At 73.8% G+C, this 22,248-nt stretch carries 17 protein-coding genes; 1 reads left to right on the forward strand and 16 read right to left on the reverse strand.

Going from position 1 to position 22,248, the window contains the following annotated elements; all coding sequences use genetic code 11:
• Positions 1–270: 270 nt before the first annotated feature.
• Positions 271–1,029, reverse strand: coding sequence for an alpha/beta fold hydrolase (locus AB0L74_RS01970; RefSeq protein WP_365644543.1), 759 nt, complete (start codon positions 1,027–1,029; stop codon positions 271–273).
• 925 nt (positions 1,030–1,954) lie between these two features.
• Here AB0L74_RS01970 and AB0L74_RS01975 point away from each other — a divergent pair.
• On the forward strand, positions 1,955–3,121 hold the full coding sequence (locus tag AB0L74_RS01975) for a methylmalonyl-CoA mutase family protein (RefSeq protein WP_365645065.1): 1,167 nt from the start codon (positions 1,955–1,957) through the stop codon (positions 3,119–3,121).
• Positions 3,122–3,146: 25 nt separating this feature from the next.
• On the opposite strand, the gene AB0L74_RS01980 is transcribed toward AB0L74_RS01975, so the two are convergent.
• The 15 genes from AB0L74_RS01980 to nrtL form a co-directional block, all read right to left on the reverse strand.
• Entirely contained in the window at positions 3,147–4,448 is a 1,302-nt protein-coding gene (locus AB0L74_RS01980) for an MraY family glycosyltransferase (protein WP_365644546.1), read from the reverse strand.
• A 151-nt stretch (positions 4,449–4,599) separates the two neighbouring features.
• Complete coding sequence (gene glyA, locus AB0L74_RS01985; RefSeq protein ID WP_365644548.1) at positions 4,600–5,838, reverse strand: serine hydroxymethyltransferase; 1,239 nt, start codon at positions 5,836–5,838, stop codon at positions 4,600–4,602.
• Between the two features lie 73 nt (positions 5,839–5,911).
• On the reverse strand, positions 5,912–6,589 hold the full coding sequence (locus AB0L74_RS01990) for a protein-tyrosine-phosphatase (RefSeq protein ID WP_365644551.1): 678 nt from the start codon (positions 6,587–6,589) through the stop codon (positions 5,912–5,914).
• The gene (locus AB0L74_RS01995) at positions 6,586–7,233 is read right to left on the reverse strand and encodes an L-threonylcarbamoyladenylate synthase (protein WP_044383916.1); all 648 of its coding nucleotides are present in this window, start codon (positions 7,231–7,233) and stop codon (positions 6,586–6,588) included. The genes AB0L74_RS01990 and AB0L74_RS01995 overlap by 4 nt, the downstream gene beginning before the upstream one ends.
• Before the next feature lie 79 nt (positions 7,234–7,312).
• Complete coding sequence (prmC, locus tag AB0L74_RS02000) at positions 7,313–8,152, reverse strand: peptide chain release factor N(5)-glutamine methyltransferase (RefSeq protein WP_365644555.1); 840 nt, start codon at positions 8,150–8,152, stop codon at positions 7,313–7,315.
• A gap of 100 nt (positions 8,153–8,252) precedes the next feature.
• Positions 8,253–9,320 (reverse strand): peptide chain release factor 1, encoded by a 1,068-nt coding sequence (prfA, locus tag AB0L74_RS02005; RefSeq protein ID WP_365644558.1) that lies wholly within the window; start codon positions 9,318–9,320, stop codon positions 8,253–8,255.
• A gap of 108 nt (positions 9,321–9,428) precedes the next feature.
• Positions 9,429–9,653 carry a 50S ribosomal protein L31 gene (rpmE, locus tag AB0L74_RS02010; RefSeq protein WP_014675000.1) on the reverse strand — a complete coding sequence of 75 codons (225 nt, stop codon included), beginning with the start codon at positions 9,651–9,653 and terminating at the stop codon, positions 9,429–9,431.
• A 194-nt stretch (positions 9,654–9,847) separates the two neighbouring features.
• Positions 9,848–10,984, reverse strand: a complete 1,137-nt coding sequence (locus tag AB0L74_RS02015) for an LCP family protein (protein WP_365644561.1) — start codon at positions 10,982–10,984, stop codon at positions 9,848–9,850.
• 251 nt (positions 10,985–11,235) lie between these two features.
• The gene (locus AB0L74_RS02020; RefSeq protein WP_365644564.1) at positions 11,236–12,987 is read right to left on the reverse strand and encodes a trypsin-like serine protease; all 1,752 of its coding nucleotides are present in this window, start codon (positions 12,985–12,987) and stop codon (positions 11,236–11,238) included.
• 258 nt (positions 12,988–13,245) lie between these two features.
• A complete protein-coding gene (rho, locus tag AB0L74_RS02025) occupies positions 13,246–15,306 on the reverse strand; it encodes a transcription termination factor Rho (RefSeq protein ID WP_365644566.1) in 2,061 nt (686 codons plus the stop codon).
• A 407-nt stretch (positions 15,307–15,713) separates the two neighbouring features.
• Positions 15,714–16,631 (reverse strand): homoserine kinase, encoded by a 918-nt coding sequence (gene thrB / locus AB0L74_RS02030; RefSeq protein ID WP_365644569.1) that lies wholly within the window; start codon positions 16,629–16,631, stop codon positions 15,714–15,716.
• A 572-nt stretch (positions 16,632–17,203) separates the two neighbouring features.
• Positions 17,204–18,262, reverse strand: a complete 1,059-nt coding sequence (gene thrC, locus AB0L74_RS02035) for a threonine synthase (RefSeq protein WP_365644572.1) — start codon at positions 18,260–18,262, stop codon at positions 17,204–17,206.
• Between the two features lie 6 nt (positions 18,263–18,268).
• The gene (locus AB0L74_RS02040) at positions 18,269–19,561 is read right to left on the reverse strand and encodes a homoserine dehydrogenase (protein WP_365644575.1); all 1,293 of its coding nucleotides are present in this window, start codon (positions 19,559–19,561) and stop codon (positions 18,269–18,271) included.
• Positions 19,562–19,717: 156 nt separating this feature from the next.
• The gene (lysA, locus tag AB0L74_RS02045) at positions 19,718–21,109 is read right to left on the reverse strand and encodes a diaminopimelate decarboxylase (protein WP_365644578.1); all 1,392 of its coding nucleotides are present in this window, start codon (positions 21,107–21,109) and stop codon (positions 19,718–19,720) included.
• Positions 21,110–21,134: 25 nt separating this feature from the next.
• Complete coding sequence (gene nrtL / locus AB0L74_RS02050; protein ID WP_365644581.1) at positions 21,135–22,226, reverse strand: ArgS-related anticodon-binding protein NrtL; 1,092 nt, start codon at positions 22,224–22,226, stop codon at positions 21,135–21,137.
• Positions 22,227–22,248 lie beyond the last annotated feature (22 nt).

Genomic DNA, 22,248 nt, shown 5'->3' on the forward strand with positions numbered 1-22,248 from the left:
GCCCGGCTAAGCGCCGCCGCCCCGGCGCGACAGCGGCGGCGGTGCGGGCACCGCGCCGCGGCGAAACCGGGCGCGCACCACCAGATCGCCGACAAGAGGTAAGGGTCCGGCGGGGCGTTGACCGCGAAGCCGGACCGGTCGGGGCGCGGGCGGCCCGCTGCCGGGCACCGGGGTCACGGACTGCCCGGCGGCGTGGCGGCCGCGCCCGCCCGGGTGAGCGGGGAGCCGCGCACGTCACACTGCCGGGCTGCCGGTGGGCCGCGCCTTCCGCTACAGGCCGGCCGACGCCCCCACCTTGGCGATCGCCTCGATGAGGCGCGGCGCCTCGTCGTTGAGGTAGAAGTGGCCGCCGGGGTAGCCGTGCAGCTCGAAGGGGCCGGTCGTGTGCTCGGCCCAGGCCGCCGCCTCCTCGCGGCTGACCCGCGGGTCGTCCACCCCGAAGTGCGCCTGGATCGGCGTGCTGAGCGGCGGGCCGTCGACGTAGCGGTAGGTCTCGGCGGCCTTGTAGTCGCTGCGGACGGCCGGGAGCACCATGCGCAGCAGCTCCTCGTCGGCGAGCACCTCCGCCTGCGTCCCGCTCAGCGCCTTCAGCTCGGCGACGAGCTCGTCGTCGCCGCGGCGGTGCACACCCTCGTCGCGGTGGCGGGAGGGCGCCCGCCGGCCCGAGGCCAGCAGCGCCAGCGGCACGATGCCGCGCCGCTCCAGCCGGCGGGCCACCTCGAAGGCGAGCGTCGCGCCCATGCTGTGGCCGAAAAGCACCAGCGGCCGGTCGGTCACCGGGAGCAGTTCGGCCGTGACCGCGTCCGCGAGCTCGGCGATGGAGTCCGCGCACCGCTCGTCCCGCCGGTCCTGCCGGCCGGGATACTGCACCGCCAGCACGTCGAAGCCGGGGGACAGCGCCTTGGAGACGGGGAAGAAGTACGAGGCGGAGCCGCCGGCGTGGGGCAGGCAGACCAGCCGCACGGCGGCGGTCGGCGCCGGGTGGTACCGGCGGATCCACCGGCTGCCGTCAACGCGGTTGGCACTCACCTTGGAACCTTCCCCCTACAGAGGCCGGACGCTGCGGCCCGTCGGTCGCCGTCTCGGGTCACCATGCTTCGCGGGGCACCCGCCACGCCGCAACCCCCTATTCCTGCCACCCCTAGGAGGGCCTCCCGCTCGGACCAGCCGGGCTCGCGGGGTCCGGCCTGGTCCGAACGGACGTCCCCGGCTCCCTTGCTCCCCCGTGCCATCCACGGATTCCGCCGCTCTCCTCCGGCGCTTCGCCCTCCGCTCGCCGGCCCCGGAGACCCGCCCCGCACCGGGCGGCGGGACCGCCGCGCGACCCCCTGTGGGGTGGGGGCACCCCGACCCCTTGTGGGGTGGCGGCACCTCGTGTCGGGGGTGAGTCAGGGGTTCCCCCGGTGTCGCCGCCCGCCGCAGACTGGCCGCAGGCCGCCGCCACCCTGCGGCCGGAAGCCGTCACGGGGGGAGGGCAGCGGTGAGCCGGGACGAACGCGTCGACGCCATCCGCGCGTCCACCGCCCCGCCGCGCGACCGCTTCCCGGCCGGGCACGACGGGCCGGGCCGGCCCGACCGGACGGGCGCGCCGTCCTGAAGTCCGCCGCCCACGCGCCCCGCACCCCGGACCCGGAGCCATGACCGAGCAGACACCGCCGCCGCCGTACTCCGCCGCCCGCGACGTACACCCCGCCGCGCCGGCCTTGACGCCCCCGCCCGGGGCCGCCCGGGCCGGGGACGGCCGGGTGCGCCACCGCGCGCCCGCGCGCGGAGGGGACCGTGCCCGGCGCGCACCGTCGTCACCGGACGCGCCCGCCGGAGCCCGCCGGACGGTCACGCGCCGCACCGGTCACCGGTCCGCCGCCCGCCCGACCGTCGCGGTACCGCACCCCGCGGCGTGCGCCGCCGCTCCCGCGCGGACATCCCCTTGGAGCGCCGCGCGCCCGCCGGCGCCATGACCGGCTGTGACACCGCGGCGGCGGCCAACGCCCGGCTGCACCACCTCGTCGCCGCCGGTGCCCGGGTGCTGCCGCTCGCCTTCGACCTGGCCACGCTCACCGGCCTCGACTCCGACGCGCCGGCCGCCTGGGGACTGGTCGGCCACCGGGGCGTGCCCGTCGACTCGGTCGACGACATGCGCGTCCTGCTGGGCGGGCTGCCCCTGCACCGGGCCTTCACCGCGCTGGCCGCCGACACCTGCGCGGCCCCCCTGCTCGTCCTGCACCAGCTCGTCGCCGAGGAGCACGGCGCGCCGGTCCGCCGGCTGTCGGGAAGCGTCGGCAACGACGTCCTGAAGGACCTCGTGCTGCACGGGCCCGGCCCGTTCCCGCCCCGGGCCGCGCTGCGGCTGGCCGGGGACGTGGCCGCGTACTGCCTGGCCGAGCTGCCCCGGTGGCGGTTCCTGTCCGTCGCCGGCCACCACCTGGCCCGGGCCGGGGCCGACCCGGCCCGGGAGATCGCCTACACGGTGGCCGCCGGCACCGAGTACCTGCGGGCGGCGCGGACGGCGGGCCTCGATCCGCGGGCCGTCGCGGCCCGCGTGACCCTGTCCCTGGCCCCCGCCGCCACCCGCCGCGCGACCCGGGCGAAGCTCAGGGCGCTGCGCCGCCTGTGGGCGCGCGCGGCCCGGGACGGCCTCGGTCTCCCCCCGGGCCCGGGCCCGCTGCTGCGGGTGGCCGCGCCGATCCCCGGCGGCGGCCCCGCCCCCGGGCGTCACGACCTGTACGCCCCCGGCGACGGCCGTCCGGAGCGGGCCGCCGCCCTGGAGGCCGAGGCGGCCGCCGTGCTGGAGCGGGTGGCGCGGTTCGGCGGGATGCTCGCGGTCGTCGAGGCGGGTATGGGCCCCGGCCTGTTCGGCATCCGCGGTGCCGCCCGGAACGGGTCCCACCCCCGTGTGGCCCGCCCCTGGAGTTCCTCCCGGACCGTCCGGGCCGACCAGACCGAGCGCCTGGCCAAGCTGCGGGCCTGGCGGGTACAGGCGGCCGTCGACGACCGCCTGCGCCGCCTCGGCGGGGCCGCGCGGGGCGACGGGAACGTGCTCCACCCGATACGCGAGGCGCTGGCGGCCAGGGCCACGGTGGGCGAGGTGTGCGCCGCCCTCCGCGAGGCGTGGACCGGCTGACCCCCGGCCCCCGCCGAGACCGCTTCTAGGCGCGCTCCTTCTCCTGCGCCAGGAAGCGCGGGGAGCGTTCCAGCTCGGACAGCGCCGTACTGCCGTGCGCGTGCACGCCGCTGCCGGCGGGCACCGGGGCCGGCGCGGGCGCCGCCTCCGCGGGCACCGCCCGGCGCCGGTAGCGCGGCGGTACGAACCGCTGCGCCCACAGGGGCACGCGGGGCGTGAAGCGCGGCAGCAGGAGCAGGACCAGCCCCACCGCGCTGAGGAAGACCACGCCGAGCACGATCCACATGGACGCGGAGTTGACGGAGTAGGCCAGCGCCCCGAAGCCGATCAGCGCCGACCAGAAGTACATGATCAGCACGGCCCGGCTGTGCGAGTGGCCGATCTCCAGCAGGCGGTGGTGCAGATGGCCGCGGTCCGCGGCGAACGGGGACTGTCCGCGCCAGGTGCGCCGCACGATGGCCAGCACCAGGTCCGCCGCCGGCACGGCGATGATCGTCAGCGGGAGCAGGAGCGGGATGTAGACCGGGACCGTCTGATGGACCGCCGCCTTCTCCGACCCGGTGAACAGGGCCAGCGCGTCCGGGTCGACCTGTCCCGTGATCGAGATCGCGCCCGCCGCCAGCACCAGCCCGATCAGCATCGAGCCCGAGTCGCCCATGAAGATCCGCGCGGGGTGGATGTTGTGCGGCAGGAAGCCCAGGCACATGCCCATCAGGATCGCCGCGAACAGCGTGGCCGGGGCCGCGGCCTCGATCCCGTACGAGTACCAGATCCGGTACGCGTACAGGAAGAACGCGGTCGCCGCGATGCACACCATGCCCGCCGCGAGACCGTCGAGGCCGTCCACGAAGTTGACCGCGTTGATCGTGATGACGACGAGGGCCACCGTCAGCAGCGTGCCCTGCCACTGGGTCAGCGCCACGTTGCCGACGCCCGGGATGGGCAGCCACAGGATGGTCAGGCCCTGTACCACCATCACGCCCGCGGCGATCATCTGGCCGCCCAGCTTGATCAGGGCGTCGATCTCGAACTTGTCGTCGAGGACGCCGATCAGCCAGATCAGCGCGGCCCCGGACAGCAGCGCCCGCGGCTCGTTCGACTCGGCGAAGACCTGGTTGAGGTTGGTGAGATGGTCCGCGACCAGCAGGCCCGCGCACAGGCCGAAGAACATCGCGATACCGCCGAGGCGCGGAGTGGGCTCCCGGTGCACGTCGCGGGCCCGGATCTCCGGCATCGCCCCGGCCACGATCGCGAACTTCCGTACCGGACCTGTCAGCAGATACGTCACCGCGGCCGTGATGCAGAGCGTCAGCAGGTATTCACGCACGGGCTTCCCCACAGGTCTCGCTGGCCATCACAGCCTCACACCCTAGCGACGCGCGCATGGCGATGAGGACTGCCGGGTAGTGACGATGGTTGCACGCGGGCCGTGCGCGGCGGTGCCCGCCCGGGTGTACGCGGGTACGTCCCCTCCCCGCTCAGACCGGATACGGCGGGAACGCACCGGTCAGCTCCCGCACCCGTGCCCGCGCCCCCGCGGGGTCCGTTCCGCCCCGCAGCACGGCCGCGAGCAGGGCGCCGATCCGGGCCATCTCCGCCTGCCCCATCCCCTGGGTGGTCACGGCGGCGGTGCCCAGCCGCAGCCCGCGGGCGTCCCCGTGCGGCAGCGCGCAGCACTCCAGGACGATCCCGGCCGCCGCCAGCCGGCCCCGCGCGGTCCGTCCGTCGACGCCGAGCGGCGCCGGGTCGCAGGTCAGCAGATGGGTGTCGGTGCCGCCGGTGGTGACGGCGAACCCCGCGGCGGTCAGCTCCGCGGACAGGGCGCGCGCGTTGGCGACCACCTGACGGGCGTAGGCGGCGAAGGCGGCCGTGGCCGCCTCCCCGAAGGCGACCGCCTTGGCGGCGATGGTGTGCATCTGCGCCCCGCCCTGGGTGAACGGGAAGACGGCCCGGTCCACCCGCTCGGCCAGTTCGCCGCCGCACAGGATCATCCCGCCGCGCGGACCGCGCAGCACCTTGTGCGTGGTGGCGCACACCAGGTCCGCGTACGGCACCGGACTGGGCGCCGCTCCCCCGGCGACGAGCCCGATGGGGTGCGCCGCGTCGGCGATGAGATAGGCCCCCACCTCGTCGGCGACCTCGCGGAAGAACGCGTAGTCGATGTGCCGGGGGTAGGCGATCGAGCCGCACACGATCGCCTTGGGCCGGCGCGCGCGGGCCAGGGCCCGCACCTGGTCGTGGTCGATCAGCCCGGACTCGGCGTCGACGCCGTACCCGACGAAGTCGAACCAGCGGCCGGAGAAGTTGGCGGGCGAGCCGTGCGTGAGGTGCCCGCCGTGCGGCAGGCCGAGGGCCAGGACGGTGTCGCCGGGGCGCAGCAGCGCGGCGTAGGCGGCCAGCACCGCCGAGGAGCCCGAGTGGGACTGCACGTTGGCGTGCTCGGCGCCGAAGAGGGCCCGGGCGCGGTCCACGGCGAGGGTCTCGGCGACGTCGGCGATCTCGCAGCCGCCGTGGTGCCGGGCCCCGGGGTATCCCTCGGCGTACTTGTTGGCGAGCGGCGAGCCGAGGGCGGCCAGCACGGCCGGCGAGGCGAAGTTCTCGGCGGCGCTCAGCTGGAGCGTGGTGGACTGCCGGTGGCGTTCCGCGAGCAGGATCTCGGCCAGCTCGGGGTCCTGGCGCCGCAGGACATCGGCCTCGACGGCGTGGGTGACCGACATGGTGCGCTCCGGGCGTGCGTCGACGGTGACGTACGTCCAATGTAGGCCCGGGGCGCCGGGGGCGCCCGGCCGCCTACGCCGGCGCGGGCACGCCCGTCAGAGCGGTGACGACCGGGTCCAGCGCCTGGTGTATCTCCTCGCCGATCGACCGGAAGAACGTCAGCGGCGCCCCGTACGGGTCGAGCACCTCGTCGGCCTCCGCGTTCGGCGCGAGCAGCCAGCCGCGCAGCGCGGCGGCGGCGCGCACCAGCGCGCGGGCGCGGGCGACGACGCCTTCCTCCAGGGGCGGCAGGGTGGCCGGGTCGATGGCGTTGACCAGGCGGGTGAACTCCTTCAGCGTGAAGGTGCGCAGGCCCGCCGAGTGGCCCATGGAGATGACCTGCGCCCGGTGGTCGCGGGTGGCGGTCAGCACCAGGTCGGCGCGGATGACGTGCTCGTCGTGGAGTTCACGGCCGGTGAAGCCGGAGGTGTCCGCGCCGAACTCGGCCAGGACGGTCTCGGCGTGGGGCTCCATGGGCGCGCCCTCGTGGCCCCAGGTGCCCGCGCTCTCCACGATCAGGCCGCCGCCCAGCACGCCGAGCCGCTCCGACACGAAGTGCCGGGTCAGCCGTTCGGTGATGGGCGAGCGGCACACGTTGCCGGTGCTGACGTGAAGGATGCGGAAGCTGTCGCGCGGAAGGCCGAACGTCGTCGTCTCCTCCGCGGCCCACTGCCCGATGCCTATGCCACGCCCCGTGTCAGGGGGTGTCAATTGGCCACCTCGAGGTCGGGTACGACCTTGCGCAGCTCGTCCGGTGACAGGGCGCCCTCGCGCAGCAGCACGGGCACGGGGCGGGTGACGTCGACGATCGACGACGGGACGTTGCCGGGGGTGGGGCCGCCGTCGAGGTAGACGGAGACGGAGTCGCCGAGCATCGCCTGCGCGGCGTCGCAGTCCTCCGGCGCCGGGTGGCCGGTGAGGTTGGCGGAGGACACCGCCATGGGGCCGACCTCGGTGAGCAGCTCGATGGCGACCGGGTGCAGCGGCATGCGCACGGCGACGGTGCCGCGGGTCTCGCCGAGGTCCCAGGCCAGGGAGGGCTGGTGCTTGGCGACGAGGGTGAGCGCGCCGGGCCAGAAGGCGTCGACCAGCTCCCAGGCGAGCTCGGAGAAGTCGGTGACGAGCCCGTGCAGGGTGTTCGGGGAGCCGATGAGGACGGGGCTGGGCATGTTGCGGCCCCGGCCCTTGGCCTCCAGCAGGTCGCCGACGGCCTCCGGGGAGAACGCGTCGGCGCCGATGCCGTAGACGGTGTCGGTCGGCAGCACCACGAGTTCGCCCCGGCGGACGGCGGACGCGGCCTCGCGCAGACCGGTCACGCGGTCGGTCGCGTCGTTGGTGTCGTATCGCCGTGCCATGTCTAGCGGGCCTCCTCGTGCACGTACTGCGGCTGCGGGAACTGCGGGGTCTTCGGGAAGGGGGTGGTCGGGGGCGTGCTCACGGCAGCGCCTTGCGGGCGGTGGCGAACCGCGGCCGGTTGTTGAGGTCGGGGTGGTCGGCGGCGTCGGTCCAGCCGCGGTCCTCGGCGAAGATCCACGGCACCTGGCCGCCCTGGGTGTCGGCGTGCTCGACGACGACCACGCCGCCGGGGCGCAGCAGCCGGTGCGCGGTGCGTTCCAGGCCGCGGATCAGGTCCAGGCCGTCCTCGCCGGAGAACAGGGCCATGTCGGGGTCGTGGTCGCGGGCCTCGGGGGCGACGTACTCCCACTCGGTGAGCGGGATGTAGGGCGGGTTGGAGATGACCAGGTCGACCTGGCCGTCGAGGTCCGGGAAGGCCGTCAGGGCGTCGCCCTGGCGCAGGTCGACCCTGGACCCCTCGACGTTCCTGCGGGCCCACACCAGGGCGTCCTCGGACAGCTCCACGGCGTGCACGCGCGAGCGCGGCACCTCCTGCGCGAGGGCGAGCGCGATGGCGCCCGAGCCCGTGCACAGGTCGACGATGCAGGGCTCGACGACGTCCATGGCGCGCACGGCGTCTATCGCCCAGCCGACCACGGACTCCGTCTCGGGCCGCGGCACGAACACGCCGGGGCCGACCTGGAGCTCCAGGTAGCGGAAGTAGGCCCGCCCGGTGATGTGCTGGAGCGGTTCGCGGGCCTCCCGGCGGGCGACGACCTCCCAGTACCGGGCGTCGAAGTCCGCGTCCTTCACGGTGTGCAGCTCGCCGCGCTTGACGCCGTGCACGAACGCGGCGAGCTCCTCGGCGTCGGTGCGCGGCGAGGGCACGCCGGCGTCGGCGAGCCGCTGCGTGGCCTGCGCCACCTCCGCGAGCAGCACGCTGCGGGGGCTTGGGGGTCGCCCCCCAAAGGATTGCTGCACGCGCGTCCTCCGGTGATCGGTGCTTCCTACGGTTCCTGGCTGTCCTGGCGCCGCGTCCTCACGCGGCGGCGAGCTTGGCCGCCGAGTCCGCGTCGACGCACGCCTGGATCACCGCGTCGAGGTCGCCGTCCAGGACCTGGTCCAGGTTGTACGCCTTGAAGCCGACGCGGTGGTCCGAGATGCGGTTCTCCGGGAAGTTGTAGGTGCGGATCTTCTCGGAGCGGTCGACGGTGCGCACCTGGCTGCGGCGGGCGTCGGCGGCCTCCCGCTCCGCCTCCTCCTGCGCCATGGCGAGCAGCCTGGAGCGCAGGATACGCAGAGCCTGCTCCTTGTTCTGGAGCTGGCTCTTCTCGTTCTGGCAGGAGGCGACGACTCCGGTGGGGATGTGCGTGATGCGCACGGCGGAGTCGGTGGTGTTGACGGACTGGCCGCCGGGGCCGGAGGACCGGTAGACGTCGATCCGCAGGTCGTTGGGGTTGATCTCGACGTCGACCTCCTCGGCCTCCGGGGTGACGAGCACGCCGGCGGCGGAGGTGTGGATGCGGCCCTGGGACTCGGTGGCGGGGACGCGCTGCACGCGGTGCACGCCGCCTTCGTACTTCAGCCGGGCCCACACGCCCTGGCCGGGCTCGATCTGCCCGCGGGCCTTCACGGCGACCTGGACGTCCTTGTAGCCGCCCAGCTCGGACTCGGTGGCGTCGATGATCTCGGTCTTCCAGCCGACCCGCTCGGCGTACCTGAGGTACATCCGCAGCAGGTCGCCGGCGAACAGCGCCGACTCGTCGCCGCCCGCGCCCGCCTTGATCTCCAGGATGACGTCCTTGTCGTCGCTGGGGTCGCGCGGGACGAGCAGCAGGCGCAGCTTCTCGGTGAGCTCCTCACGCTGCTTGTCCAGCTCCTTGACCTCGGCGGCGAAGTCGGGGTCGTCGGCGGCCAGCTCGCGCGCGGTCTCCACGTCGTCGCCCGTCTGCCTCCAGGAGCGGTACGTGGCGACGATCGGGGTGAGCTCGGCGTAGCGCTTGTTCAGCTTGCGCGCGTTCGCCTGGTCGGCGTGGACCGACGGGTCGGCGAGCTTCTTCTCCAGGTCGGCGTGCTCGGCGACGAGTTCCTCGACGGCCTCGAACATCTTGGGGCTCCTGATACTGCGATGAGGGGGAAGGCGGGCGACCAAAAACGCCGGTCCCGGCGCTCCCCCGGCTGGGGGCGCGGCCATGGACCGGCGGTCTGGGGCTCGCTACTTCTTGGAGCCGGCGGCAGCCTTGCCGAAGCGGGCCTCGAAGCGGGCCACACGGCCACCGGTGTCGAGGATCTTCTGCTTGCCCGTGTAGAACGGGTGGCACTCGGAGCAGACCTCGGCCCGGATGGTGCCGGACTCGATGGTGCTGCGGGTGGTGAACGACGCGCCGCAGGTGCAGCTGACCTGCGTCTCGACGTACGCGGGGTGGATGTCGCGCTTCAAGGTGTCTCCTAGGTTCCGGGAGGGCGCCGGGTCGCAGCCGCGGGTTGCGGAGGCGTGAACCGGAGCCGACGTACCAGTCTGCCAGGACTGGGGCCATCACCCAAAACCGGGGGTTGCCGTCGTTTGTTCCCCGGGGCCGGAGCGGTCGTCCCGCCGGTGTGCCACCTGACCGCCGTGGGCGGCCGCGGGCGCCGTCAGGGCGCGCCGACCACGTCGCCGGCCTCGCCGGTGGCCGTGCCCTCGGTGGCCGCCCTGGGGACCGGCCGGTCGTTCTTCAGCGCGTTCCAGACCTGCCGGGCCTTGGCCTCCTGGACGAGGACGCGGTTGCCGTCGGCGGGGTCGTACCGCACCGGCATGGTGACCATGTGCAGGTTCGAGGAGTCGATGCCCTTGAGCCCGCTCGCGAACGCCATGAGGGAGTTCACCGAGCCCAGGCGGGAGTCGGTGGTGACGGTCCCGGTGGCGGTGTCGGCGAGGTCGTAGAGCTTCTTGGGGCTGGTGAGGACGCCGATGTCCTTCACCTGGGCGACCAGGGCCCTGACGAAGGCCTGCTGGAGCTGGATGCGGCCGAGGTCGGAGCCGTCGCCGACGCCGTGCCGGGTGCGGACCAGGCCGAGGGCCTGCGCGCCGCTCAGCCGGTGGGTGCCGGCCTTCAGGTCGAGATGGCTGTCGGGGTCCCGGATGTCCTCGGTGGTGGTGACCCGGACGCCGCCGAGCTCGTCGACCAGCCGCTGGAAGCCGGCGAAGTCGATCTCCAGGTAGTGGTCCATGCGCAGGCCGGTGAGGGACTCCACGGTCTTCACGGCGCAGGCGGCGCCGCCGGTGGAGTACGCCGAGTTGAACATCACCTGGTGCGCGGCGGGGTACTGGCGGCCGGCGGTGTCGGTGCAGGCGGGACGGTCGATGAGGGTGTCGCGCGGCACGGAGACCACGCTGGCCTTCCGGTGGCCCTCGTGGACGTGCACGATCATCGCGGTGTCGGAGCGGGCGGTGCCGTCGTCGGCGCCGCCGCCAATCTTCCCGTTGCCGCCGGAGCGGGTGTCGGAGCCGAGGACGAGGATGTTCTCCGAGCCGTTGCCGGCCTTGCCGGGCCGGTCGGTGCCGAGGGCCTGGTCGATGTCGACGCTCTTGAGGTTCCCGTTGAGCGTGAAGTACAGGTAGCCGGCTCCGGAGCCGCCGAGGACGACGATGCCCGCGGCGGTCCACGCCACGACGAGCAGGCCGGTGCGCCGCCTGCTGCGCGGCTTGCGGCGGCGGCCCTTGGCGCGGTGGCGCGGGCGCCTGCCGGGCGCGCCCGGTATGCCGGGGCCCGGCGTGCTGTCGGCGGGCATGTGCTCCTCGGTTCTCCTACGGATCCATCATCGCTCTGACAGGTCTGACGGGTGAACTCCGCGAGAAGTTGCGCTTCCCCGCATGTCCGCCCTGTGGTGATTCGCACAGACGGCACGCACAGGCAGCACGCGCGAGCGGTACGCGCAGGCCGCACCCGCGGGCGGGCACGCGAAGGGCCGCCTCCGGTGAACGGAGGCGGCCCGGGGCGCCCCGGTCGGGCGCGGAGTGCGTGCCGTGCGGCACCAGCGGATCAGCCGAAGAGGTTGAAGGCTCCCCAGCCGCCGCCGACCCTGATCCGGGTGCCGAACGGCGCCGAGGAGACGCCGCGGCCCTGGTACAGCCACAGCACGCCGGAGCCGTCGCGGGCCAGCAGGTCGGCCTTGCCGTCGCCGTTGATGTCACCGGTGGCGGCGTAGGCGTTGTAGTTCCAGCCCCCGCCGACCTTGACGCGGGTGCCGAAGGCGGGCGACGCGACGCCGCGGCCCGGGTACAGCCACAGCACCCCGGAGGTGTCCCGGGCCAGCAGGTCGGCCTTGCCGTCGCCCGTGTAGTCGCCCTTGCCGGCGATGGTGAGGCTGCCCCAGCCGCCGCCGACCCGGACGCGGGTGCCGAAGCGGCCGTCGCCCTTGCCGGGGTAGAGCCACAGGACCCCGGACTTGTCCTGGCCGATCAGGTCGGGCAGGGCGTCGCCGGAGAGGTCGCCGGGGACGACGATGTTCTTCATCGCGTTCCAGCCGCCGCCGACGCGGGTGGTCTCGTAGCGGTCGACGCCGTTGAACGCGAGGCGGTACAGGACGCCGTCGGAGGCACGCCGCAGGTAGTCCTGGTAGAAGTCCCGGTCGAGGTCGGCCTGCCGGACCAGGGTGTTCCCGCTGAAGTCGCCGAGGGCGAGGCGGTCGCCCAGCCACGGCGCCTTGCCGAGGGAGTAGTACTCGTAGGCCTGCCCGCCGGGCGTGCGGACGAACAGGTCGGCCCGGCCGTCGAAGTCGAGGTCGGTGTCGTCGATCCGCGCGTTGAGGGCGCCGACGTAGGTGCGGGTCTTGGCGTAGACGCCGCGGGCGCCCGTCGCGACGCAGTCCTCCACGCCCCACGACACGACACCGGCGATCCGCCCGTTGACCACCAGCGGGCCGCCGGAGTCACCGTTGCACGGGGAGACCGTCCCGGCGTCCTGGCCGGAGGCCGGGTCGCCGGCGCAGGCCATCTGGCCGGGCACGAAGGCGGATCCGAAGTACGAGGCGCAGGCGGAGTCCGACCGCATCGGGACGGACGCCTTCTTCAGGGTCGGCGAGATGTCGTCGCTGGTGGAGCTGGTGCGCCCCCAGCCGTAGACCGTCGCCGGGGTGCCGTTGCCGTACGAGGCGGTGTCCGTGCTCGACGTCACCTGGAGCGTCTTGTACGGCAGCGGCTCGGTCAGCGTCAGCACCGCGAGGTCGCCGCCCGCGGTGGTGGCGTTGTTGTACGTGGGGTTGATCCACTGGCGAAAGACGCCGACGGCCCGGCCGCCGTGCAGGTCCGCGCCGTCCGCCGCCCGGCTGGTGCCGGCGACGACGGTGCCCTTCCTGGTCCAGTCCAGGCCGTAGACGCAGTGCGCGGCGGTGAGGACCTTCGCCGGGGCGACCAGGGTGCCGCCGCAGAAGTAGCCGTCCCTGTGGTACAGCTGCACCATCCACGGCGCCTCGGTGATGGTCGCGTCCTTGCCCCCGATGATCTTCGGATCGACGGTGCCGGAGGTGGCCTCGGGGCGGGCGGTGGGCTTCGGCTGCGCCGCCGGGGCGGCGGTGAAGTCGTCCTTGAGCGCTTCCTGGGCGTCCTGGACGCGCTGGAGCAGTTCCGCCTGGGAGGCGCTGGGCAGCCCTCCGACGGTCGTCTGCCGGGCGGCCGGGACCGGGGGCGCCTCGGTCGCCTCGGCCGGAGCGGCCGCCAGGACGGCGCCCGACAGCGCGAGCGCGGCCGCGGCCGCGGGGAGAGCTCGGTGCGCTCTCCGGGAAGTAGATGTCACTCAGATCTCCTGTCGAAAGGCAGCGCGGCGGCGCACGCGATCGGTGCGGGCGCGACGCCGGGCGGTTTCGCGCGCAGGAGAGAGAAGGACCACCGGTGCGGGCGGGCCCGAGGGCGGCCCGGAGCATCCCGGTGGCGTATTGGAAAATACGTTCCCCCCACTACGGCTCGGTGATCTTACAAAGCAGAAAGTCCGCCCCGTCACTCGGGTGACGGGGCGGACTTCCGGAAAGCGCCGCGGACGCGGCCGGCCGAGGGCTCAGTCGCCGTTGCCGGGCGCCGGCGTCGTCTTCTGGATCTGCATCAGGAACTCGACGTTCGACTTGGTCTGCTTCATCTTGTCCAGCAGCAGCTCGATCGCCTGCTGCTGGTCGAGGGCGTGCAGCACCCGGCGCAGCTTCCAGACGATGCCCAGCTCCTCGGCGCCCAGGAGGATCTCCTCCTTGCGGGTGCCGGAGGCGTCGACGTCGACGGCCGGGAAGATGCGCTTGTCGGCGAGCTTCCGGTCGAGCTTGAGCTCCATGTTGCCGGTGCCCTTGAACTCCTCGAAGATCACCTCGTCCATGCGGGACCCGGTGTCCACCAGGGCGGTGGCGAGGATGGTCAGCGAGCCGCCGTCCTCGATGTTGCGGGCCGCGCCGAAGAAGCGCTTGGGCGGGTACAGGGCGGTGGAGTCGACACCACCGGACAGGATGCGGCCGGAGGCCGGGGCGGCGAGGTTGTACGCACGGCCCAGACGCGTGATCGAGTCCAGCAGCACGACGACGTCGTGACCCAGCTCCACCAGGCGCTTGGCGCGCTCGATGGCGAGCTCGGCGACCGTGGTGTGGTCCTCGGCCGGGCGGTCGAAGGTCGAGGAGATGACCTCGCCCTTGACCGACCGCTGCATGTCGGTGACCTCTTCCGGACGCTCGTCGACGAGGACGACCATCAGGTGGCACTCGGGGTTGTTGTGGGTGATCGCGTTGGCGACCGCCTGCATGATCATGGTCTTGCCGGTCTTCGGCGGGGCCACGATCAGACCGCGCTGGCCCTTGCCGATGGGCGAGACCAGGTCGATGATCCGGGTGGTCAGCACGCCCGGGTCCGTCTCCAGGCGGAGGCGGTCCTGCGGGTACAGCGGCGTCAGCTTGTTGAACTCCGGGCGGCCGCGGCCGTGTTCGGGGGCCATGCCGTTGACGGAGTCCAGGCGCACCAGCGCGTTGAACTTCTCGCGGCGCTCGCCCTCCTTGGGCTGGCGCACGGCACCGGTGATGTGGTCGCCCTTGCGCAGGCCGTTCTTGCGGACCTGGGCGAGGGAGACGTACACGTCGTTCGGGCCGGGCAGGTAGCCGGAGGTGCGGATGAACGCGTAGTTGTCGAGGATGTCGAGGATGCCCGCGACGGGGATCAGGACGTCGTCCTCGGCGATCTGCGGCTCGGAGGCGATGTCGTCGCGGCCGCGGCGACCACGGCGGTCGCGGTAGCGGCCGCGACGGCCCCGCCGCCCGCCGGCCTCGTCGTCGTAGTCGTCCTGGCGGTCCTGCCGGTCCTGCCGGCCGCCGCCCTGCTGCTGACGCTGCTGGTTGCCCTGCTGCTGGTCGTCGCCCTTGCCGCGGCGGTCGCGATCGCGGTCCCGGCCGCGCTCGCGCCGGTCACGGCGGCGGCCCTCGCCGCCCTCGCCGCCCTCGGACCGGCCCTCGCCCTGGTTCTGCTGCTGGGGCTGCGCCTGCTGCGCGGGCGTCTCGGCCTTCGGCTCGCTCTTGGCCTCGGCGGCGACCGTCTCGGGGGCGGCGGCCGGGCTACCGGCGTCGGCGGTGGCGCGGCGACGACGGCGCTCGGAGGGGGCGTCGTCACCGGCGGCGCCACCCTGCTCGGCCGGAGCCGAGAGCTTGGGGGACGGCTGGCCGGGGATCTCGATCTGCTGCTGGGTCGCGGCCTTGTCGGCGGGGGCGTCGGCGGACGCCTTGTCGGCCTTCTTCTGGGCCTTCCCGGCCTTCTCGCCCTTCTCGGCGGCGGCCTCCTCGCCCGTACGGGCCCGGGAGGTGGCGCGGCGCTTCGGCTTGGTCTCGGTGGCGGCCTCGGCCTTGGCCGGGGCGGCCCCGCCGGCGGCCTGCGCCTCCTTGATGACCTCGATCAGCTGGCTCTTGCGCATGCGCGCGGTGCCCCTGATGCCGAGGCCGGATGCGACCTGCTGCAGCTCGGCCAGCACCATGCCCTCGAGGCCGGTACCGCGGCGCCGCCGGGAGCCGGCACCGGTGGCAGGCGCGGCAGCGTCCGTGGCGGGCGCGGCAGCGGTCTCCTCGACACGTGCGCCCATCAGATCGGTGGTGTCGCTCACGAAGGGTCCTTCCCTGGAGCGGGCGTCGGCCTGTCTGGCTCGGCGACCGGTTGTGCTGTCCGGCTTCGGTCCTTGCTGTGCGGACCGTGCCGGGGCGGTAATCCGCCGAAACGGCGGAAGAGATATCTGGTGATGGCGCTTCCTTGAGCCGTGGCACCCAGTGTCTGTGTCACGCGGCGTGGTCGCACCGGTTCCGGAGCGTGCCCGGCGGACCGCTCAGTGCCTGTGTACGCCGTACTGCCCGCGTTCGGCGTGCACCACACAAGGCGGCTTGGGAGGCTCCCGGAAGAATGTCTGTCCCGGACGGGGACACGAGGCACCTCGCCATGGTGGGGTCGGGTGCAGACTTGAGGTTAACACTACCGGATCCAACAAACATTCCCCCTCTCCAATCCGGCAACCGTGTGTCAGGTCGCGAGCGGCAGCACGCTCGCACCCCGCAGATCGAGGCTCAGCCGGTTGGCGGCCCAGTCCTGGCCCGCCAGCGCCTCGACCTTGTCGGCCGTGCCCACGTCGGCCAGCGCCATCACCGTGGGCCCGGCGCCGGAGATCACCGCGGGGATGCCGTCGGACCGCAGCCGCTCCACCAGCGCCGCGCTCTCGGGCATCGCGGGGGCGCGGTACTCCTGGTGCAGGCGGTCCTCGGTGGCGGGCAGCAGCAGCTCGGGGCGCCGGGTGAGGGCCTCGACGAGGAGGGCGGCGCGGCCGGCGTTGGCGGCGGCGTCCGCGTGCGGCACGGTGCGCGGGAGCAGTCCGCGTGCCGTCTCGGTCAGCACCGGCTTTCCGGGCACGAAAACCACCGGAACGATGGAATCGGCGGGCTCCATCCTGATCGCCCGGGCGGCGCCGGCCTCCATCCAGGACAGGGTGAAGCCGCCCAGCAGGCAGGCCGCCACGTTGTCGGGGTGGCCCTCGATCTCGGTGGCGAGGTCGAGCAGCGCCGCGTCGTCGAGGCGGGTGTCGCCGCCTATGGTCACCGCGCGGGCGGCGACGAGGCCGGCGCAGATGGCGGCGGAGGAGGAGCCGAGGCCGCGGCCGTGCGGGATGCGGTTGGCGCAGACGATCTCCAGGCCGCGCGGCTGTCCGCCCAGGGCGTCGAAGGCGGTGCGCAGGGAGCGGACCAGGAGGTGCTTCTCGTCGCGCGGGAGCGTCTGGCTGCCCTCACCCGCGATGTCGATGTGCAGCCCGGAGTCGGCCACCCGGACGACGACGTCGTCGTACAAGCCCAGCGCCAGGCCGAGGGCGTCGAAGCCCGGGCCGAGGTTGGCGCTGGTGGCGGGGACGCGCACCCGGACGGCGGCGGCGCGGAACGCTGGACCGGCCATCGCTCGATGACTCTCCTTGAGCTGCGTGGTCGAATGACATGCGGGGACGTACGAACCCGGGGACCGCTGCCGGCCTGGCGGGCCGACCGTTTCCGGTCCACTTCCGTTCCGCTTCGGTCCGCTTCCGGTCCACGAAAGGCGGCGCGGCCCGTGCCGTATGCGCGGCATATGCGGCGGGCGGGTTCGGTACAGCCTATCGAAGGTAGGTTCTGTGGCGACATAGGGCGCACGGGAGGCGCACGATGCGTGTCGCAAGCCCCCTGTGACACCCCTGCGAGGAACTTCCCCAGGTAAGCGACCTCTTACGCCTTCCCGTGCCGCGCGGCGCCGGGCGGGCGGGGGCTCGGCGGGGTGGTCCGCGCCGGCCGGGGCGGGCGGCGCGCGCCGGGGCGCCCCGGGGAGCGGGGAGCGGCCGGAAGCGGCACGGCCTCTTCCGGCCGGATCGCGCGGAGCGGGCGCCGGCCGGGCGCCGGGGGCGCCGGACCCCCGCGTCCCCGCCCGGTCACGCCGTACGGGCACCTGCCCGGCCGCCCGGCAGTGGGAACCGCCGCCCGCGGAGCGGCCGGGACCGGCTAGACCAGGCCGAGCCGTTCCGCCGCCGTCGCCGCGTCGACCGGGACGGTGACCGGCTGCGGAGCGCCGGCGACGGCCCAGTCGGGGTCCTTCAGGCCGTTGCCGGTGACGGTGCACACGATGCGCTGCCCGGGGTCGACCCTGCCCTGCTCGGCCGCCTTCAGCAGACCGGCGACGGACGCGGCGGAGGCGGGCTCGACGAAGACGCCCTCCTGCGCGGCCAACAGCCGGTAGGCGCGCAGGATCTCACGGTCCGTCACCTCGTCGATGAGGCCGCCGGACTCGTCCCGCGCGGCGAGCGCGTACTGCCACGAGGCCGGGTTGCCGATCCGGATGGCGGTGGCGATGGTCGACGGGTCCTTGACGACCTCGCCGCGCACGATGGGCGCGGAGCCGGAGGCCTGGAAGCCCCACATGCGGGGGGTCCCGGAGGCGACGCCGTCGGCGGCGTACTCCTTGTACCCCTTCCAGTACGCGGTGATGTTGCCCGCGTTGCCGACCGGCAGCACATGGATGTCGGGGGCGTCGCCCAGCATGTCCACGATCTCGAAGGCGGCGGTCTTCTGCCCCTCGATACGCACCGGATTGACCGAATTGACCAGTGCCACGGGGTAGTTCTCACTCAGGCCGCGCGCCAGCGTGAGGCAGTCGTCGAAGTTGCCGTCGACCTGGAGGATCTTGGCGCCGTGCACGAGCGCCTGGCCCATCTTGCCGAGCGCGATCTTGCCCTGCGGGACGAGCACGGCGGAGACCATCCCGGCGCGCACGGCGTACGCCGCGGCGCTCGCGGAGGTGTTGCCGGTGGAGGCGCAGATGACGGCCTTCGCGCCCTCCTCCTTGGCCTTGGTGATGGCCATGGTCATGCCGCGGTCCTTGAAGGACCCGGTGGGGTTCGCGCCCTCCACCTTCAGGTGGACCTCGCAGCCCGTGCGCTCGGAGAGCACCTGCGCGGGCACGAGCGGCGTGCCGCCCTCACGGAGCGTCACGACCGGCGTGGTGTCGGAGACCGGCAGCCTGTCCCGGTACTCCTCGATGATTCCGCGCCACTGGTGGGTCATTGCTGGTTACTCTCCTTCAACCCGCATGATGCTGGCGACACCCCGCACGGTGTCGAGCTTGCGCAGCGCCTCGACGGTCCCGCTCAGGGCGGCGTCGGACGCGCGGTGGGTGACGACGACGAGGGAGGCCTCGCCGTCCTTGCCCTGCTGGCGCACGGTGTCGATGGAGACGCCGTGCTCGGCGAAGACCGTCGCGACCTGGGCGAGCACGCCCGGCTTGTCGGCGACGTCGAGGCTGATGTGGTAGCGCGTGACGACGTCCCCCATCGGCGACACGGGCAGCGCGGCGTAGGCGGACTCGCCGGGTCCGGTGGTGCCGCTGAGCCGGTTGCGGCAGACGGCGACGAGGTCGCCGAGGACGGCGGAGGCCGTCGGGGAACCGCCGGCGCCGGGACCGTAGAACATGAGCTGCCCGGCCGCGTCCGACTCGACGAACACGGCGTTGTAGGCGCCGCGCACGGAGGCGAGGGGGTGGCTGAGCGGGATCATCGCGGGGTGCACGCGCGCGGTGACCGAGGCCCCGTCCGCGGCCCGCTCGCAGATGGCGAGCAGCTTGATGGTGCAGCCCATCTCCTTGGCGGAGGCGAAGTCGGCGGCGGTGACCTCGGTCATGCCCTCGCGGTAGACGTCGTCCAGGCGCACGCGCGTGTGGAAGGCGATACCGGCGAGAATGGCCGCCTTGGCGGCGGCGTCGAAGCCCTCGACGTCGGCGGTCGGGTCGGCCTCGGCGTACCCGAGCGCGGTGGCCTCGTCGAGCGCCTCCTGGTACCCGGCGCCCGTGGAGTCCATCTTGTCGAGGATGAAGTTGGTGGTGCCGTTGACGATGCCGAGCACCCGGTTGACCTTGTCGCCGGCGAGGGACTCGCGCAGCGGGCGGATCAGCGGGATGGCGCCGGCGACGGCGGCCTCGTAGTACAGATCCCGGCCGTGCTCCTCGGCGGCGGCGTGCAGGGCGGCCCCGTCCTGGGCGAGCAGCGCCTTGTTGGCGGAGACGACGGAGGCGCCGTGCTCGAAGGCGGTCGTGATGAGGGTCCGCGCGGGCTCGATGCCGCCGATGACCTCGACGACCACGTCGAGGTCGCCGCGTTTGACCAGGGCGGTGGCGTCGGTGGTGACGAGCTCTGCGGGGACGCCCTCGCGCAGCCGGTCGGGCCGCCGCACGGCGACCCCGGCCAGCTCCACCGGGGCCCCGATCCTGGCGGCGAGGTCGTCGGCGTGCGTCGTCATGATGCGCGCCACCTCTGAGCCGACCACTCCACAGCCCAGCAGCGCCACCTTCAGCGGACGCGTACGCATCATCCGACCTCGTTTCCTCTTACCGTCTGCGGTGGGACCAGTCTCACTCACCGGACGGGATTTTCTGCATATCGTCCGGATCGTGAGACATTTATTTCATTTTCCGCGGAACAACGGACGGAAGATCTTCCGTCCGGGCCGCTCCCGGCGCTCGCCGGCTCACCCGACGTCCAGGCGCAGGAGGTCCTCCTCCGTCTCCCGCCGGACGATCACGCGCGCCTCGCCGTCCCTGACGGCGACGACGGGCGGGCGCAGCACGTGGTTGTAGTTGCTGGCCATGGACCGGCAGTACGCCCCGGTGGCGGGGACGGCGATGAGGTCGCCGGGGGCCAGGTCGCCCGGCAGGAAGGCGTCCTTGACCACGATGTCGCCGCTCTCGCAGTGCTTGCCGACGACGCGGACGAGCATCGGCTCGGCGTCGGAGGCGCGGGAGACGAGGGCGACGCTGTACTCCGCGTCGTACAGCGCGGTGCGGATGTTGTCCGACATGCCGCCGTCGACGGAGACGTACGTCCGCAGCCCGTCGAGGGGCTTGACGGTGCCGACCTCGTACAGCGTGAACGCGGTGGGCCCGACGATGGCCCGCCCGGGCTCGACGGAGATGCGCGGGGTGCGCAGCCGGGCCGTCTCGCACTCCCTGGTCACGATCTCGGTGAGCGCCTTGGCGATCTCGTGCGGCTCACGGGGGTCGTCGTCGCTGGTGTACGCGATGCCGAGCCCGCCCCCGAGGTCGATCTCGGGCAGTTCGACCCCGTGCTCGTCCCTGATGTCCTTCAGCAGCCCGACCACGCGGTGCGCGGCGACCTCGAACCCGGACATGTCGAAGATCTGCGAGCCGATGTGGGAGTGGATCCCGATGAGCTCGATCCCGTCGAGCCGCAGCGCCCGCCGTACGGCCTCGGCGGCCTGCCCGCCCGCCAGCGGGATGCCGAACTTCTGGTCCTCGTGGGCGGTGGCGATGAACTCGTGCGTATGCGCCTCGACGCCGACGGTGACCCGGATCTGCACGCGCTGCCGCTTGCCGAGCGACTGCGCGATGTGGGCGACCCGCACGATCTCCTGGAAGGAGTCGAGGACGATCCGCCCGACCCCGGCGCGCACGGCCCGCTCGATCTCCGCCTCGGACTTGTTGTTGCCGTGGAAGGCGATCCGGTCGGCGGGCATGCCGGCCGACAGCGCGGTGGCGAGCTCGCCGCCGGAGCACACGTCGAGGTTGAGCCCTTCCTCCGCCAGCCATCGCACGACGGCCCGGGACAGGAAGGCCTTCCCGGCGTAGAAGACGTCGGCGTCCTGGCCGAAGGCGGTGCGCCAGGCCCGCGCCCGGGCCCGGAAGTCGGCCTCGTCGAGGATGTACGCCGGGGTGCCGAACTCCTCGGCGAGCCGGGTGACGGGAAGGCCCGCGACGGTGACGACGCCGTCCTCGCCCCGGCCGACGGTGTGTGCCCACACCTTCGGGTCCAGGGCGTTGAGGTCGGCGGGCGGGGCGGCGTAGTGGCCCTCGGGGAGAACGTCGGCGTGGCGGGGCCCGGCGGGGTGTGCGGATCGGCTCATGGCTCTACGGAACTCTCTGTTCGCTCTAGAGGTGGTCGGGTGCGTCGATGCCGAGCAGGGACAGGCCGCCGGCCAGCACCGTCCCGGCGGCTTCGGCAAGGGCGAGCCGGGCACGGTGGGCGGCCGAGGGTTTCTCCTCCCCGCGCGGGAGGACGGCGGGCAGATACGGAAGGACGGCGTCGGCGACGGCGACCAGGTGCCGGGCGAGACGGTCGGGGGCGCGGTCGCGGGCGGCGGCGCCCAGCACGCGCGGATGGTCGGCGAGCACGGCGAGCAGCTCGCGGCTTCCCGGCGCACCGGCCACGTCACCGGCTTCGGGGCCGAAACCGAGGTCGGCCGCGTTGCGGACGAGGGCCCGGGTGCGGGCGTGGGCGTAGCGGACGCGGAAGAGCGGATTGCCCTCCCGCTGCACGAGGTGCTCGCCGCCGATCCGGGGCCGGTCGTGGGCGGCGGGGTACAGCAGTGCCCAGCGGCCGGCGTCACGGCCGAGCGCGAGGGGGTCGGCGGGCGCGGGCACGGGCCGGACGACGACGTCCTGACCGGAACCGTCCGCGACGCCCCGACCGGGACCGTCCGCCCCTCGCGCACCGTCGTACGCCGCCACATCGGCGGGCACCCCCAGCACGGCGCCCCACACGTCCCGAGGCCGGCCCTCGCACCCGATCCGTACGGTCACACCCTGTGAACGCAGCAGACGGGCGACGGCGTCCGCGACGACGAGCGCGCGCACCTCCCGGGGACAGCGCAGCCGGGTGCGGTCGGCACTCCCCGCGTCGACGTGTCCGTACCGGACCCCCCGCCGCAGGATCTCCCCGACCAGGGCGGCGGGGGCACCCCCGCGCAGACTGATGTTGAGGAACCCCGGCCCGGTGACGACGACCTCGCCGATGCCCTCGGCGCCGGCGAGCCGCGGCCGGAGGATCTCGGCGACACGGCGGGGCGTCTGCCCGGACGGCCGGGCGAGCTGGAGGGCGATGTTGGTGGCGTAGTCCCCGCATCCCCCGGGCCCCGGCACCGTGACCACGGCACGCTCGGGGACCGTCACCCGGAGCTCCCCCGCGTCCACGGCGCGACGCACCGCGTGCAGCACGGTGCGGGAGAGCTCGACGGGAGTCACGGGACAAGCGTAGGGGAGGAGG

Origin of the sequence: Streptomyces sp. NPDC052020 (genome assembly GCF_040680575.1) — a bacterium.
Lineage (GTDB): Bacteria > Actinomycetota > Actinomycetes > Streptomycetales > Streptomycetaceae > Streptomyces.

Bases quoted from the DNA above. Each gene is read 5' to 3' on its own strand.
- AB0L74_RS02015 (WP_365644561.1), bottom strand. From the start codon at position 10,984: ATGCCCGCCGACAGCACGCCGGGCCCCGGCATACCGGGCGCGCCCGGC.
- lysA (WP_365644578.1), bottom strand. From the start codon at position 21,109: ATGAGCCGATCCGCACACCCCGCCGGGCCCCGCCACGCCGACGTTCTC.
- AB0L74_RS01995 (WP_044383916.1), bottom strand. From the start codon at position 7,233: ATGGCACGGCGATACGACACCAACGACGCGACCGACCGCGTGACCGGT.
- AB0L74_RS01975 (WP_365645065.1), top strand. From the start codon at position 1,955: ATGACCGGCTGTGACACCGCGGCGGCGGCCAACGCCCGGCTGCACCAC.
- glyA (WP_365644548.1), bottom strand. From the start codon at position 5,838: ATGTCGGTCACCCACGCCGTCGAGGCCGATGTCCTGCGGCGCCAGGAC.
- thrB (WP_365644569.1), bottom strand. From the start codon at position 16,631: ATGGCCGGTCCAGCGTTCCGCGCCGCCGCCGTCCGGGTGCGCGTCCCC.
- AB0L74_RS02040 (WP_365644575.1), bottom strand. From the start codon at position 19,561: ATGATGCGTACGCGTCCGCTGAAGGTGGCGCTGCTGGGCTGTGGAGTG.
- thrC (WP_365644572.1), bottom strand. From the start codon at position 18,262: ATGACCCACCAGTGGCGCGGAATCATCGAGGAGTACCGGGACAGGCTG.
- prfA (WP_365644558.1), bottom strand. From the start codon at position 9,320: ATGTTCGAGGCCGTCGAGGAACTCGTCGCCGAGCACGCCGACCTGGAG.